The sequence below is a fragment of the Winogradskyella sp. 3972H.M.0a.05 genome (assembly GCF_040493455.1).
In the GTDB taxonomy this organism is placed as follows: domain Bacteria; phylum Bacteroidota; class Bacteroidia; order Flavobacteriales; family Flavobacteriaceae; genus Microcosmobacter.
On the sequence record NZ_JANFDA010000006.1, the window covers coordinates 212,255 to 227,993 of the forward strand.

Annotated in this window: 16 protein-coding genes; 11 read left to right on the forward strand and 5 right to left on the reverse strand. The window is 34.7% G+C overall.

Translation table 11 applies throughout. The annotated features are described in order from the left end of the window. Window positions 1-23 precede the first annotated feature (23 nt). The 9 genes from porG to NCE97_RS13210 all read left to right on the forward strand — a co-directional run bounded on the left by porG (window position 24) and on the right by NCE97_RS13210 (window position 8,664). Window positions 24-689 (forward strand): type IX secretion system protein PorG, encoded by a 666-nt coding sequence (porG, locus tag NCE97_RS13170; protein ID WP_353779740.1) that lies wholly within the window; start codon window positions 24-26, stop codon window positions 687-689. Then, window positions 690-1,430 (forward strand): undecaprenyl pyrophosphate synthase, encoded by a 741-nt coding sequence (gene uppS / locus NCE97_RS13175; protein WP_353779741.1) that lies wholly within the window; start codon window positions 690-692, stop codon window positions 1,428-1,430. It abuts the gene before it with no gap. Further along, window positions 1,402-4,014: an outer membrane protein assembly factor BamA gene (gene bamA / locus NCE97_RS13180; protein ID WP_503066120.1), complete on the forward strand. Its 2,613-nt coding sequence runs from the start codon at window positions 1,402-1,404 to the stop codon at window positions 4,012-4,014. The genes uppS and bamA overlap by 29 nt, the downstream gene beginning before the upstream one ends. Window positions 4,015-4,181: 167 nt before the next feature. Continuing rightward, complete coding sequence (locus tag NCE97_RS13185) at window positions 4,182-5,279, forward strand: OmpH/Skp family outer membrane protein (protein WP_353779743.1); 1,098 nt, start codon at window positions 4,182-4,184, stop codon at window positions 5,277-5,279. Window positions 5,280-5,313: 34 nt separating this feature from the next. Then, on the forward strand, window positions 5,314-5,823 hold the full coding sequence (locus tag NCE97_RS13190) for an OmpH/Skp family outer membrane protein (protein WP_353779744.1): 510 nt from the start codon (window positions 5,314-5,316) through the stop codon (window positions 5,821-5,823). Window positions 5,824-6,036: 213 nt separating this feature from the next. Continuing rightward, window positions 6,037-6,303 carry a hypothetical protein gene (locus NCE97_RS13195; protein WP_353779745.1) on the forward strand — a complete coding sequence of 89 codons (267 nt, stop codon included), beginning with the start codon at window positions 6,037-6,039 and terminating at the stop codon, window positions 6,301-6,303. Between the two features lie 98 nt (window positions 6,304-6,401). Continuing rightward, window positions 6,402-7,418: a transporter gene (locus tag NCE97_RS13200; RefSeq protein ID WP_353779746.1), complete on the forward strand. Its 1,017-nt coding sequence runs from the start codon at window positions 6,402-6,404 to the stop codon at window positions 7,416-7,418. A gap of 64 nt (window positions 7,419-7,482) precedes the next feature. Beyond that, window positions 7,483-8,262, forward strand: coding sequence for a glutamate racemase (murI, locus tag NCE97_RS13205; protein ID WP_353779747.1), 780 nt, complete (start codon window positions 7,483-7,485; stop codon window positions 8,260-8,262). A 36-nt stretch (window positions 8,263-8,298) separates the two neighbouring features. Then, window positions 8,299-8,664 (forward strand): GTPase, encoded by a 366-nt coding sequence (locus NCE97_RS13210; protein ID WP_353779748.1) that lies wholly within the window; start codon window positions 8,299-8,301, stop codon window positions 8,662-8,664. Here NCE97_RS13210 and NCE97_RS13215 read toward each other — a convergent pair. Genes NCE97_RS13215 through NCE97_RS13225 form a run of 3 tightly spaced genes read right to left on the reverse strand, consistent with a single transcriptional unit; the run spans window position 8,654 to window position 12,121 of the window. Next, window positions 8,654-9,169, reverse strand: coding sequence for a gamma carbonic anhydrase family protein (locus NCE97_RS13215; RefSeq protein ID WP_353779749.1), 516 nt, complete (start codon window positions 9,167-9,169; stop codon window positions 8,654-8,656). The two genes, NCE97_RS13210 and NCE97_RS13215, sit on opposite strands and share 11 nt — an antisense overlap. Before the next feature lie 30 nt (window positions 9,170-9,199). Next, window positions 9,200-9,934 carry a LytR/AlgR family response regulator transcription factor gene (locus NCE97_RS13220; RefSeq protein ID WP_353779750.1) on the reverse strand — a complete coding sequence of 245 codons (735 nt, stop codon included), beginning with the start codon at window positions 9,932-9,934 and terminating at the stop codon, window positions 9,200-9,202. Next, window positions 9,935-12,121: a histidine kinase gene (locus NCE97_RS13225; RefSeq protein WP_353779751.1), complete on the reverse strand. Its 2,187-nt coding sequence runs from the start codon at window positions 12,119-12,121 to the stop codon at window positions 9,935-9,937. It lies immediately after the preceding gene. 211 nt (window positions 12,122-12,332) lie between these two features. On the opposite strand from NCE97_RS13225, the gene NCE97_RS13230 reads away from it, so the two are divergent. Beyond that, on the forward strand, window positions 12,333-13,361 hold the full coding sequence (locus NCE97_RS13230; RefSeq protein WP_353779752.1) for an SIMPL domain-containing protein: 1,029 nt from the start codon (window positions 12,333-12,335) through the stop codon (window positions 13,359-13,361). A 13-nt stretch (window positions 13,362-13,374) separates the two neighbouring features. Then, complete coding sequence (locus NCE97_RS13235; RefSeq protein ID WP_353779753.1) at window positions 13,375-14,529, forward strand: vWA domain-containing protein; 1,155 nt, start codon at window positions 13,375-13,377, stop codon at window positions 14,527-14,529. 66 nt (window positions 14,530-14,595) lie between these two features. Here the strand turns inward: NCE97_RS13235 and NCE97_RS13240 are convergent, their stop codons facing one another. Together NCE97_RS13240 and NCE97_RS13245 are read right to left on the reverse strand one after the other, a co-directional pair. Further along, window positions 14,596-15,603, reverse strand: coding sequence for a PorP/SprF family type IX secretion system membrane protein (locus tag NCE97_RS13240; protein WP_353779754.1), 1,008 nt, complete (start codon window positions 15,601-15,603; stop codon window positions 14,596-14,598). Window positions 15,604-15,605: 2 nt separating this feature from the next. Then, on the reverse strand, window positions 15,606-15,701 hold the full coding sequence (locus NCE97_RS13245; protein WP_503066123.1) for a hypothetical protein: 96 nt from the start codon (window positions 15,699-15,701) through the stop codon (window positions 15,606-15,608). Window positions 15,702-15,739: the final 38 nt, after the last annotated feature.

The window sequence follows — 15,739 nt, forward strand, 5'->3', positions numbered from 1 at the left end:
TGAGATATTTAATCATATTTTTAATGAGTATCGGTTTTATATACAGTTCACATTCACAGATATATGAAGTTGGTGTATTTGTCGGTGGAAGTAACTTCATTGGAGATGTTGGTGCAACAAACTATATTTCTCCAAATCAATTAGCTATTGGTGGGATTGTAAAATGGAATCGAAGCCCAAGACATTCGTTTAGAGCATCAGTCATTTTCTCGGATTTGGAAGGAATAGACGGAAAATCTGATGACCCTAGACGTATCGCCCGTGGGTACAGTTTTAACACAAGTATCTTAGAGATTTCAGCAGGAATGGAGTTTACCTTTTTCGATTTCAATCTACATGACTCTAAGCCAAAAGTGACTCCATATCTTTATACAGGAATATCTACAGCCAATCATAAGAACTATTATTTTTCTAATACGGGAGAGCGTTTAGATGAAGGCACAAGCAGTTGGGCCTATGGCATTCCTATGGTTTTGGGTGTAAAATCAAATATTTCACCCCATTTAATATTAGCAGCAGAAATTGGTGCCAGGTATACATTTTCTGATGAATTAGATGGTAGTGTTCCAGATGCTGAAGAACTTCAAGTGTTCAGTTTTGGAAATACAAATAGCGACGATTGGTATGTGTTTACAGGAGTAACACTTACTTATACCTTTGGTCGTAAACCTTGTTATTGTAATTATTAAATGAATTTAAAAGATCAAATACTTAAGGAAAAGCTTCCTGCACATATAGCTGTTATCATGGATGGTAATGGTCGCTGGGCTAAGAAAAAAGGTATGATGAGAGTAATTGGTCACGAAAAAGGTACTGAAGCAGTAAGACAAACGGTTGAAGCCTCTGCCGAGCTTGGTATCAAACATCTTACCCTGTATGCTTTTTCTACTGAAAATTGGAATAGACCAAAGCTAGAAGTTCAAACACTTATGAAACTTCTGGTTAAGTCTCTGAAAAAAGAAATAAAAACACTCCAAGATAATAATATAAAACTCACTGCAATTGGTGCTTTAAATGACCTGCCTAGTAAAGCTTATAACGAGCTACAAGAGGTTATCGAAAAAACTAAAGATAATGCTAACATGACATTGACTCTGGCCTTAAGTTATGGCTCAAGAGAAGAACTAGTTAGCGCAGTGAAGGTCTTAAGTGATAAAGTTAAAAATAATATAATTTCTGCCGAAAATATTGACGAATCGATTATTAATAAGCATCTTTACACGCAAAATTTGCCAGATGTAGACTTATTGATTCGCACTAGTGGTGAGCAACGAATCAGTAATTTTTTGTTGTGGCAAATTGCTTATGCAGAATTGTATTTTACTGATATTTTATGGCCAGATTTTACAAAGGAAGATTTGTATACTGCCCTAATTAATTATCAAAATAGAGAACGACGATTTGGAAAAACAAGTGAACAACTTTCATAATACTACTTTCTTGAAAAGATCTATAAAACTACTCTTTTGCTTTCTGTTTTTTATATCAGTTACATTGGTTAATGCTCAGGAGGTAAATTATAACTCAGGAAAAACATACACCATCGGAGAGATTACAGTAAGCGGTAACACAAGTTTTAATGCTTCAACTGTAATTTCTTTTTCTAGATTACGAAAAGGAGATAAAATAAAAATCCCTGGTGAAAAGCTGACTACAGCTATTAAAAAGCTTTGGACATCTAACCTCTTTAGTAGTATCGATATCTATATGGTTAAGCAAGAAGGTGATGTAATTGATCTAGAGTTAAGTATAAATGACCTTCCCGAACTTAATGAAGTCTCCATCAGTGGTGTTAAGAAAGGAAAGAAAGACGAGATTGTTAAAGAAAATAAGCTAGACAAAGGTGTTAAGGTTACAGAAAACCTTATTACTACTACAAAAAACTACCTTACAAGAAAGTATCAGGAAAAGGGATACCTAAACACTAAAGTAAATATAGCCACTACAGAAGTTGTTGACTCTATAGAGAAACAACGTGTAGACATGGTGGTTTTTATTGATAAAGGTGAAAAGGTTAAAATCAAGAATATCACTTTTAATGGCAATGAGAAACTAAGCGATAAAAAGCTTAGAAAAGCCATGAAAAATACCAAGAAGAAAAATCCAATTCGTTTTCTAAAACGTTCAAAATATATTGAAGAAAAATACGAAGAGGATCTCACAAGTATTATAGACAACTATAAAGAGAAAGGTTATAGAGATGCCAGAATCATTAAAGATTCTATCATTATTAACGATGATAAGACCATTTCCTTAGCAATAGATGTTGAAGAAGGTGAAAAATACACGTTTGGTAAAATTTCCTTCGTCGGTAATACTGTTTACACAGATGATCAATTAGCCAGAATCCTTAGGATTAGAGAAGGCTCTACATATAATGGTGTGGAGTTAAAAAAACGTATCGCAGACGATTCTAAGCCAGATGCAGTAGACCTTACTAACCTGTATCAAAATAATGGATATCTGTTTTCGAGCATTAACCCAGTTGAAGTAAGTGCCGATGGGAATGTAATTGATTTAGAAATTCGTATATCTGAAGGAAAGCCAGCATATTTCAACAATATCACTGTAGTTGGAAATGATAGAACCAACGATCATGTTATTTATCGTGAATTAAGAACCAGACCAGGACAACTTTACAGTCGTCAAAATGTAATTAGAACCATTAGAGAATTAGGTCAATTAGGATTCTTTGATGCACAGCAAATTTCGCCAAACCTTAAAAACCCAAATCCAAATGAAGGAACTCTGGATATGGAGTATTCGGTAGTTGAGAGAGGATCTAGCCAGATAGAGCTTCAAGGTGGTTATGGTGGTGGTGGTTTCATCGGAACCTTAGGATTATCGTTCAACAACTTTTCATTAAGAAATATTTTCAACAAGGAAGCTTATAAGCCAATTCCTATGGGAGATGGTCAGAGCCTAGCTTTAAGACTACAAGCCAGTCGTTTTTTCCAAACGTATAGCTTCTCATTTAGTGAACCTTGGTTAGGAGGTAAAGAACCTGTAAGACTTTCTACTTCAGCTTCTATTTCGAGACAGTTCTTATTCAACCCTGTAACTAGAGATGCAGATAAAGACAGACGATTTACCATCTATGGTCTTTCGGTTGGTATTGCAAAACGATTAAAAGTTCCTGATGATTACTTCCAATTATCTCAAGCTGTTGGTTTTCAACATTATAGCTTAAAGAATTACAATACAGGATTATTTACATTCGGAAACGGATTCTCAAATAACTTATCCTACACCATAGGGTTAACAAGAAACAATACATATACAGACCCTATCTATCCTACTGGTGGATCAAATTTTGCTGTATCTGCTAAATTCTCGTTACCATATTCGCTCTTTAACAGTACTGACTATAAAGCGTTGAGAACAGAAAGAGAAGATCAAATAGCCATTAGAGACGATGTAAATAACTCTGATGCTGTGAGACAAGATGCCTCTGATCGTGTAGGAGAAATAGATCAAGAGCGTTTTAAATGGTTAGAGTTCTACAAGATAAAATTCAAGGGAGATTGGTATACAAACCCTGTAGACAAGTTGGTACTTAAGTCTGGTATAGAATTCGGATTCTTAGGTGCGTATAACAATGACAGAGGTGTTATTCCTTTTGAGCGTTTCTTCGTTGGTGGTGATGGTCTAGGTAACAGAACATTGGATGGAAGAGAAGTTATTCAGCTCAGAGGATATCCAAACCAATCATTATCATCTCAAGATGGTGGAACCATATATAACAAGTTTTCTTTAGAACTTAGATATCCTATTACCCTTGGACAGCAAGCAAAGATTTATGGATTGACGTTTATTGAAGGTGGAGCTTCGTTTGATAATTTTAGAGATTACAATCCATTTAACATTAATCGATCTGCCGGGTTTGGCCTTAGAATCTTTATGCCAGCCTTTGGTCTATTGGGTATTGACTTTGGTCATGGATTTGACGCATTACCAGGGCAAACGAGAAAGAATGGCTGGGAAACGCATTTTATTATTGGACAACAATTTTAGTTTGGCACGATATTTTCAAACAGCATAATAACGATTTAATCTTTGAGTTAAAATTTTTAGGAATATATTTCGTTTATTTGAAGAATATTAGCTCCTAAAGACAAAATCAACAAGTTGCTGTGGTTTTAGGAATTATGTAGCTTACAAACGAATAAAATTACAACAAGATGAAACATAAAGTTCTTTTTTTACTGACAATAGTTGGTCTATTGAGTTTCACATCTAATGCACAACGTGGTGTAAGAATTGGTTATATAGATACCGAATATATACTACAAAATGTGCCTGAATTTCAACAAGCCTCTACACAGCTAGATAAGAAAGTACAACAGTGGAAAGTAGAAATTGAAAAACGTCTAAATGCTGTTGACCAAAAGAAGAAAGAATTAGATAACGAGCGTGTACTTCTTACGAAAGAACTTTATGAAGAACGCTTGGAGGATATAGCTTTTGAAGAGACTGAAATTCTAGATTATCAACAAAAACGCTTCGGCCCTAATGGTGATCTTATCATTCAGAAGAAACAATTAATGCAGCCTGTGCAAGATCAAATTTTTGCAGCTGTACAAGAAATTGCTGAAACAAAGAAGTTTGATTTTGTATTCGATAAATCTGCTGACGTTGTTATGCTGTATTCGGCGGAACGCTACGATATTAGTGAGCAAGTCTTAAGAACCATTACAAGAACATCTAAAAGAACTCAAGCAAAGAACAAGAAAGAGCGTAAAGAAGCTGAAGAAGAAGAGCTTATTCCTGAAGTTAATGAAGAATTGGATGAACGCAAGAAAGCACAGGAAGACAAAAAAGCTGATCGTGCTAAGCAAATAGAAGAACGCAGAAAGAAACAGCAAGAGTTAAGAGACGCTAAGAAAAAAGAAGCCGAAGCCAGAAGAGCTAAGATTCTTGAAGATCGTGAGAAGGCTAGACAAGAAAAGCTAAATGCTAGAAAAAAGCCAAGTGATAGCTCAGCTACAGCGAAAACTGAAAAGCCAAAAGATAGTTCTGCTACGAAACGTACTGAAGAACCATCTAAAGCGACAAAAGCATTAGACGATGCTAAGAAAACAAGAGCACAACTATTAGAAGAAAAAAGACAACAAAAGCTGAAGGATAGAGAGGCTAGAAAAAAAGCCCTAGAAGAAAGAAAGAAGAAAATATTAGAAGCTAGAAAAAAAGCTAAAGAGCAAAGAGAAGGCACTAAAAAACAAGACACTACCTCGACGAAAAAGAAAGACGATAAAGAGGAAGAAGAGAATAACAATTAACACTTAAATTACATAACACATAAATACTTTTAAAATGAAACAATTGAAAACCCTTTTATTAGCAGCGGTACTATTTGTAGGAGCGACTAGTGTGATGCAAGCGCAGAGTAAAGTTGCTCATATTAACACTAAGGAGTTGATTGAAGCTATGCCAGAGATGAAAAGTGCAAGGGCAGAACTCGAGAAGTTATCTAAAACTTACCAAGCAGATATTCAAAACAGTGTTACTGAACTTCAAAATAAAGTAAAGCAATACGATGCTGAAGCGGCAACTCAAACTCAAGAGGAGAACAACAAGCGTATGCAAGAAGTTGCTGAAATGGAGCAAAGTATCCGTCAATTTCAGGCACAAGCACAAGAAGACATTCAGAAAAAAGAGTTTGATTTATTAAAGCCAATTACTGAAAAAGCTAAAGCAGCTATCCAAAAAGTAGCAAACGATCAAGGTTTTGATTATGTATTAGATTCTACTACAGGTGGAGGCGTTTTAGTACATAACGGAAAAGACCTTTTGGCTGACGTAAAAAAAGAATTAGGGTTTTAATCAAGTATATATATCCCTTAAAAAATTAATCGCTTAAGCTAAGAAGTTTAAGCGATTTTTTTATGTTATAAATTCATCTGGAATTATCTTTGTAAAAAGAATATTTCGTTGCAGCGATTACTGTCTAGCCTATTTATCGGCCTCTATATTATAGCTATGATAAGACCCATAGCACCCTGCTTTGATTATATAATCAACCAAGAATTTATTGCAATGGCTTTGTGTATAAACAAGGACAAGCCAGAATTGCAATGTAACGGTAAATGTCACTTAGCTAAGCAGCTCGAAGAACAAAAAGAATCTAGCTCAGACTCATCCGCTAGAATAGCCTTGGAGCAATACCCTATCGGCTTTGTTTATATTCTGAAACTACCAAAGACTATTAACACACCTTACAAAAAAGAAGATCTACCTACCTATTATAATCTTTATTCATATAGATATAGTAAATCTGTATTTCATCCTCCGAGTGTAGTGTAATCATACTTATTACTAAATAATCACAGTACTTCTCATATTCAAAATTAGAGAAGCATACTGCATTACATTCAATTTAAAAACAAACATATATTTTACAGATGAAAACAATTTTATCTGCAATACTTTGTATTGCAACAACTATACTTATTGCTCAAGAAGACAAAGAACAACAATGGACAGGAAATAGACCAGACGGACATGCACCAATTTCGGTAATGGGAGATCATACTCATGGAAAAGGAGAGTTTATGTTTAGCTACAGATTTATGCACATGAATATGGAAGATCTAAATTTCAATAGTGATAACGCTTCTTTTCAAGATGCATTAGATCGTTATATGGTGACACCTACTAGTATGCCTATGCAAATGCATATGATAGGAGTAATGTATGCACCTAGCAATCGTGTCACATTAATGGTAATGGGAAACTACATTACTAGCGACATGGACCATCTAACACGTATGGGTGGAACATTTACTACTAAATCTTCAGGATTTGGAGACCTCAAAGTTGGTGCCTTGTATAAACTATTCAATAAAAACAGGCAACAAATACATGCCAATGTTGGAGTTTCAATTCCAACAGGAAGTATTGATGAAACAGATGTAACTCCTGCATCGTCTCCAAACGAAGTTATTCTCCCTTATCCAATGCAAATTGGCAGTGGAACTTTTGATGCTGAAATTGGCTTAACATATCTCAAACAATGGCAAAACCTCTCCTTTGGAGCACAAGGTAAAGCCTTATTCAGAATTGGTGAGAATGACAACAATTATAGCTTAGGGAACAAGTATACCATAACGACATGGAGTGCCTACAAAGTAAGTAACTGGTTAAGTTTTTCAGGAAGAATGGAACTTGGAGCCATTGAAGAAATAGATGGTGTTAACCCAGTGCTTAATCCAATGATGGTTATTACTGCCGATACCAACAACTCCGGAATGACATATGGTAACGCAGGCTTAGGATTTAATCTTTATGCTGATAAAGGCTACTTAAAGAATTTTAGACTTGGTTTTGAAGCTTCACTTCCTCTGTTTCAAAATATGAATGGTATTCAATTGCGACAAAAAGAAACAATTACAGTTGGTCTTCAATATGCTTTTCACTAAAAAGGACTGTTAATAAAATCATTAAAGCTACTCGGTACCGAGTAGCTTTTTTATTTTTGTGACTATGAGTTCTAATCCTATAGGTATATTCGATTCTGGTGTTGGAGGTACTTCCATATGGAAGGAAATTCACCAACTCTTACCAAATGAGGATACAATCTACCTAGCCGACAGTAAATATGCGCCCTACGGCCCTAAGGGAAAGAAGCGTATCATTGAGCTTAGCATAAAAAACACAGAACTTCTTCTCAGTAAAAACTGTAAACTTATCGTTGTGGCTTGCAATACTGCTACAACCAATGCTATAGATTATTTACGCAAAACTTACGACGTACCATTCATTGGTATAGAACCAGCCATAAAACCAGCTGCCTTAAGTACCAAAACGAAATCGATTGGTATTCTTGCAACAAAAGGAACTTTGAGCAGTGAGCTCTTTCACAAAACCAGTGATCTTTATGCTAACGGTATTGAAATTATTGAGCGAGTTGGTGAAGGTCTTGTCCCTTTGGTTGAAGAGGGAAAAATTGAATCCAAAGAGGCTAAAACCCTATTAAAGAAATATATTGATCCAATGCTTCAAGCTAATATTGACTATTTGGTATTGGGTTGTACACATTACCCGTATCTAATCCCTGTGATAAAAGATCTACTTCCAGAGGGTGTTTCTATAATAGATTCTGGTGAAGCCGTAGCCAAACAAACCAAAGCAGTTTTAGAGCAAAACAATCTTCTGAATACATCTTCAACAGAAGCAGAAAATCACTTCTACACCAACGATAACCCGGAAGTTATTCAGTCATTAATAGGTGATGCGTTTAAGGCAGAATATTTAGACTTTTAGTAGTAAGGTATCATTCCTTACACTGACCTATTCTTTATGAAATTAATTTTTGTTTATAATGCCAATTCTGGTAAACTAAACGCATTACTAGACTCAGGTCATAAATTGTTTAGTCCTAATACTTACAAGTGTCAATTATGTGCAATAACGCATGGAACATTTTCTGAGAAAAAACAATGGAAACAATTTAGAGAGAATACCAATCTAGATATGGAGTTCTATCATATAGATGAATTTGAAGCACAATATCCGGACGCTAACTTTAAATTTCCGATTATTCTGAAAGAAGAACTCGGAAAATTAACTACAGTAGTTTCTTCTGAAGATTTTAAAGATATAGAAGATATTGAGGCTCTAATTAATAGAATCAATACATGTGTGAAATCTCGCCTTACTGCTTAAACCAGCTCGAATACTTTATATAATTATTAGCAATACGCTCTATTTCTCCAGTAAGTAACTCAGGACTTACATCTTTGACTTTTTTTGCGGGTACTCCTGCATAAATACTTCCAGCTTCAATAATAGTATCTTTGGTAACTACAGCGCCAGCCGCAATGATACTATTAGACTCTACAACACAGTCATCCATAATGATACTTCCCATACCTACCAATACATTATCGTGGATTGTACATCCATGAACAATAGCATTGTGTCCTATGGAAACATTATTACCAATATTTGTGGGTGATTTTTGATACGTTGCGTGGATTACTACACCATCTTGTATGTTGACCTTATCACCTATTTTAATGTAATGCACATCACCGCGAACTACTGCATTAAACCACACACTACAGGCGTTTCCCATGACTACATCACCAACAATGGTCGCATTTTCGGCTACAAAACAATCTTCAGGAATCAGAGGGGATTTGCCCTCTACTGGTAAAATAACTGGCATCAGGATAAGTCTTTTAATTTGGGAATTAAATTACTTAAAATAAGCTAACAGATCAGCTTTTTTTGAAGCAGAAACCATTATTTCTTTACCATTACTAAGTACTACGCTTCCTCCCTTTCCTTTGACGTATTTAATCACTTCATTCACATTCACCAAATAGGACTTATGAACTCTAGCAAAACTCGAGTCTTTCAATGCCAATTCAAAATATTTCAAAGTCTTACTAACTAGCTTCTTCCTCTCATTGTTTAGATAGATTTCAGTATAGTTATCATCTGCCTTGCAGTATAGAATATTTGAAGCCTCTATGACTTCAAAACCATCTTGTTGTGGAATCGTAATCTTTCCATTAACGTTATTGGTCTTAGGAACTAATACCTGGTTCTGTAATGCATCTTCCTTGGTCTTAATTTCAGTAACATAATCTACCGCCTTTATCAATTCATCAATAGAAATTGGCTTCATTAAGTAGTACGACGCATGTGCATTTAAGGCATCAATAGCATAATGATTATAGGCCGTTACAAATATGGTTTCAAAATCAACATCACCAACCTTATCAAGCAAATCAAACGCATTACCATAAGGCATTTCTACATCTAAGAAAACAAGGTCGAGATCATTATTTCTAATTAAAACCAATGCTTCATCGACATTTGCTGCTTCTCCAAGTACAGTAACATTGGGACAGTATTTAGTTAAATAATTGCGTAGTATTTCTCTACTAGTTTGCTCATCCTCTACTATAATTGCGTCTAATTTCATCTAATCCTTTTTTAGTGTTACTATTACTTTTGTCCCTACATCTTCTTCATCCTGAAAATCCTCAATACTCACATCCACTCTATCCTTATACATCTCATTAAGAATCGCAACACGCTTTTTAATGTTACCCATTCCTTTTGAGTTTTGTTTCTTCTGATTCATGGTTTTCATCTCTTCAGAACGCTTTCTACCAATACCATCATCAGAGATTGTAATTGTTAATTCATCATCTTTATGTTGATTGATATCAATAAGTAATTCCCCTTTATCTTTTTTGTAGCGTAGACCATGCCACACTGCGTTTTCAATATATGGCTGAAGCAACATTGGTGGAATCTGAAACGCCTCTACTTCAATCGATTCATCCACAGATACTTTGTAATCGAATTTATCTTTAAACCTGAAGTGCTCTAACTTTGCATAAAGTTCTATAAGTTCTATCTCTCTTTCGAGAGGAATAAAATCTTCTTCACTATTCTCTAAAACCGATCTCATAAGTAATGAAAAATCTGAAAGATACTTATTAGCGGTTCTCTCATCGTTTGAAGCTATAAAGCTGTTTACAGAGTTCAAAGCATTAAAAATGAAGTGAGGATTCATTTGGCTTCTGAGGGACTTTAGCGCTAATAAGTTATTTGCCAATTTTTGCTGCTTTATCGATTTATACATAAAATACCCTGAAAACAATAGCAACAAGAGTCCTCCAATTAAAGAATAAATGATGAGTTCCTGTCGCTTGTTCCGCTCAATAGTTACTTCATATTTACTAAGAGACAACTGACGTTCACTTTCTAATCCAGTAATTCTATTTTGATTTTCGGTTAGCTTTCTGCTGAATCGTGCAGCTTGCGAAATCTCTTGCTCTTTTCGGATATAGAGTTCGTCAACAATATCTTTATAATCTCTATATGTCTCTAAAGCCTTATCGTAATCTCCTGCACTTTCATACACATCCGATAGTTTTTTTGTAGCATCCTTTTTTACAATAAGATCTTCTCTGGTATCCGCAATTTCGATACTCTTCTCTAAATAAGGTATTGCATTGTCATAATCCTTCTGAAGAAAGTACGCATTTCCAATTTTATAATTTTGTTTCTGAGGCGTGAGCGCACTTTCATTATTTATTATTGAATCTGTTTCAATACCAACGATTGTATTAATCGCTTCTTTTCTCAATTCTATCTCATCATCATAAGACTGGTTTTCATTTTCAAAATCAGCCACCTTTACTTTCTCCTCAAGGCCTCTTTGCAGGTTTTCCTCTGTTGCCAGATTTAATGACTTAGAATAATAATCCTTGGCCTCTTGTTTCTTACCTTTTGCATTGTAGGCTTCAGCTATTTTAGAATTAAAGTCAGTAACCTTGGGGGTGATTAAGTGTTTTTTAGCAATCTCCAACCCATCATTAAAGTTTTCAATAGCGACGTCAAAGTTATTTATATCGAAATTTGTGCTCCCAAGCCCTTGGTAAAACTCTGTCTTCTGCCAATTGCTTAAGTCTTCGACATTAATATCATCATAAGTTCCAAAACTCTTATCATACTTCTTATCTAAGCGATATGCTTCCGCTAGCTTAAGCTTTACATCATTGGTCTCGGAATTCTGTAAACTGATCTTATAATTGGTGATAGCCAAGTCGTATTGTTTCCAAAACATGTAAATATCTGCCGACACCTCATAGGCTTCTGCATTCTGTGACTGCGATCGGCTAACGTTAAGTGCATCTAGAATAAATTGTATACCACGTTCAGCATCTTTCTTCTTATACGTTTCTGCAGAATCTATAAGCGAATTAAACGCCTTTACACTAAACTTATTTACTGATCTGGAATTAAACTTGGACAGCTCTGGTTCGACCTCTACAGTAATCCGTTGATTGTCTTTAATTGTGTAATACACCGTTTGAAAACCATCATGCTTTACAATAAGCAAATCTCCTTCCCTAGCCTGAATATTAAATTTCCCTGAGTCATCTGTTTTTGTATATACCGCTCCATTTATCTCAATAACCACATCAGAGATAGGCTTATAGGAATCTCGTTCTATAACAGATCCTTTAATATCAAAAACAGCTTCCTTTTCTTCAAGTTTACTCTCGGTCTTCTTCTTAACTCTTTCATTTTGAGCAACCGAAAAATGTCCCAATAAAAGAAAGCAACACAATATATAGCGGAGTATTGACTTCAAAATATCAATTTTCAAAGATTAAACTTACATCCTTTTATTGATTAAAGAAAATGGACAAACCAAGTTAGGGCTTATTTAACATATAAAATTTCATGGCTTGCTCATTAAGACTAACGCTTCACTCATTCATTTATGAGATTGCCTAATTCTCCTTTTTTTTTGAAAAAAGTTGATTCTAGGTTTACACCGTTAATCAAAAAACGTAAATAAAATGAACAAATCTCTTTTAATGAGGCTACTCATCATAGCCTTGTTTTACAATAGTTATGCCCAGCATAAAGGAAATTATAGCAATATCGATCAAAGTATATCGCGTCAAAATATACTTTCCAAAGCTGGTAATGCAATAATATATAATCCCGTAATAGGTCAACGCATTAATAGACCCTTATCACCTACCAATCAGTTAATAATAGACGTACAGGCACTTCAAAATGTAGTTGCTTCCAGCTATACGGCAATTTTTAATATCTCACAGATAGCACCTACTGCTGAAGAAGCAAATAGATTAATGAGCGAACGCATAGGAAATATAAAAAAGTCATTATCAGCTGAAGGAATTTTAGAAAAGGACATTGCAATTGATGTTATCTCTTTTGTCCCTGTGTATGAAATAGAAGTTGAAAAAAAACTCTTTAGTAAAACATACACTGAAGTTCCTAAAGGTTTCGAATTACAACAGAATATTCATATTCGATTTACCAAGACACATCAATTCGAACCTATACTAACTGCCTGTGCTAAGGAAGAAGTATACAACCTAGTAAAGGTAGATTACTTTATTGAAAATATTAGGGAAGTATATAGCAATCTACAAGATAAACTACTAGAGGTTATAGACGATAAAAAAGCCTATTATACAACTCTAGGCTTTGACCTTACTGATTATAACATTTCCATAGCAGATGATAAGTACTGCTATTTTCCTAAAGACTTTTATCAAAGCTATCAAGCTTTCAATAGTATTTCATTCGAAGCCTTAAAGAAGAATAAAGGCGTTACTAAAGCCAAAAAGCAAACATCTTATTATTATCAACCACTTACTTATGAAAACTATGACATAGTTCTAAATCCATCAATTTTAGAACCTGTTGTACAAATAGGTATGCACATAAAATTAGTCTATACACCAAAGCCAAAAGAAAATAAAAAAGAAGAATCAAAAATAGAGACCAAACACAAATATTATGTGATATCACCAAATGGTCCTATAGATGTACAAGAATTAAAAACACAATAAAAAGAATTAGGACATGAAAACATTTTTAAAAACTTCGGTGTTAAGTATTATGATTTTAGGTGCATTGTCTTGTAACGCCAATGCTAAGCCTAAAAAAGACACAGCAAGCATCATCGAAAAAACAAAGAACTCGGAAGAAAAAAAGCAATATATCAAAGTTGCGTTATTATTAGATACTAGCAATAGTATGGATGGCTTAATTGACCAAGCAAAGGCTCAACTTTGGGAGATTGTAAATGAACTGTCGTACGCTAAGTGTGAGGAAAAAAAGCCAAATCTTCAAATTGCTTTATATGAATATGGTAACGATAGGTTAAATGGTGATGAAGGCTATATAAGGCAAGTATTAGGATTTAGTAACGACCTTGATGAAATTTCAAAAGAACTATTCTCACTAACAACAAATGGAGGTAGTGAATACTGTGGTCATGTAATAAGAACATCTTTAAACCAGCTAAATTGGGGAAATAATGAAGATGACTTAAAAATGATATTCATCGCTGGAAACGAGCCGTTTACACAAGGAAAGATTAGCTATAAGGATGCTGCTAAAATAGCTCACAAGAATGACGTAACTGTGAATACTATTTTTTGTGGGGATTATAATCAGGGAATATCTAGCTACTGGAAAGATGGCGCTGACCTAACACATGGAGATTATATGGCTATAAACCATAATAAGGCTACCGTACATATTGCGTCTCCTTACGATAATACAATCTTAGAATTGAACATTAAACTCAATAAAACCTATGTTGGTTATGGTAAAATAGGAAAAGAAAAAATAGCAATGCAAGCTGAACAAGACGCTAATGCCATATCTTATAGTAGTGCAAATGGTGTAAGTAGAACGGTAAGCAAAAGCTCTCACTTATACAAAAACTCCTCTTGGGATTTAGTAGATGCTGAAGAAACTGAAGATTTTAAGTATGAAGACCTTAAAGAAGAACAACTTCCTAAAGAATTAAAAGGGAAAAGCAAATCACAGATTAAGTCTTATATAGCTAAAAAACGAGCAGAACGAAAAGCCATTCAAAAGCAGATTCAAGATTTAAATTTGAGACGTAGAGATTATATTAAATCTAAATCAAAAACAAATAATGGTCTAGAAAGCGCAATGATTGAAGCGATTAAATCACAAGCGAAGAAGAAAAACTATCAATGGTAGTGTGTCACTAGAGAAAGAAAAAAGCCTTGAAATTATTCAAGGCTTTTTTCTTAATATATGTTTTTGTTAGTTAACCGCTGGACAGTTACATTCAAACTTCTCTCTTCTACAATTGAAGTTATATCCAAGTGTTAACTGGTGAAATCCTCCATTATTAAAAACTACTGAGTTTGCTTGGTAAGAATACGTATAAGCAAACACAAAGTTGTTATAATCTACACCAACAAAAGGAGTAAAATATTGAAGTTTTTGGCTGCTCACACCAGATCCATCTAAAAATTCAGCACCATCTAAACTTCTTCTATAAGAAAGTCCTCCCCAAACTCTACCAAAATCCATTTCCTTATATACCTTGGCGTTAAGGTCAAAAGAAGATTCCTTAGTAGCATCCCTATACATAAACATTATAGAAGGCTCATAACTCCACTCACTACCAAACTTACTAAATGTATTACCTACAGATAATAAATAAGTTCTTAAATTATTGAAGCTTAATCCCTGCTCGTTAAAGTTTACACCATCATTATTAAGAATATTCTTTACCGTAGCATGCGCATAGAAGTCTATAAAATGATAAGAGAACCCAAAGTCAATGTTGAAATTTGTAGCACTCTGCTCTATCCCTTCAATAAGCGGATCGAACCCTTCGTTGATAAACTCTGTTTCATCCAATTTATATTGAATAAACCCTGCGCTTAAACCAAACGAAAGCATATTAAGATCTATCTCATTTCTCGAAAACATTAAATGATACGCAAAAGTAGCATATCCTCCAACCTGAGAATGGTACCCATTAGAATCATTAAATAAAATACCTCCAATACCAACTGGAGAATCGCCTACTCTACCATTTACACTTAGAGTCTGCAAACTAGGTGCATCATCTACACCAAACCATTGCTTTCTGGCAGTTAATCTAACTTTTGCACAGTTAGCTACCCCTGCCATAGATGGGTGTATTAAATAATAGTTATCGGTTAAATAATCTGAGTAAACGGGTAATCCCTCTTGTGCTACTAGGTTCTTGGTAAAAAATCCAAGAATTGCTATTAAACAACATGTTTTTAATTTCATATTTATCGTTTTAGGGCAAAATGGGCTTTAAATTCTGTTCTTTGCTCTGAGTTCGGGTCGTCGTACTCCACCAGGAACCAGTAGTCATTGGTGGGCATCAACTCCCCATTGTAGGTACCGTCCCAGCCAGACCCCT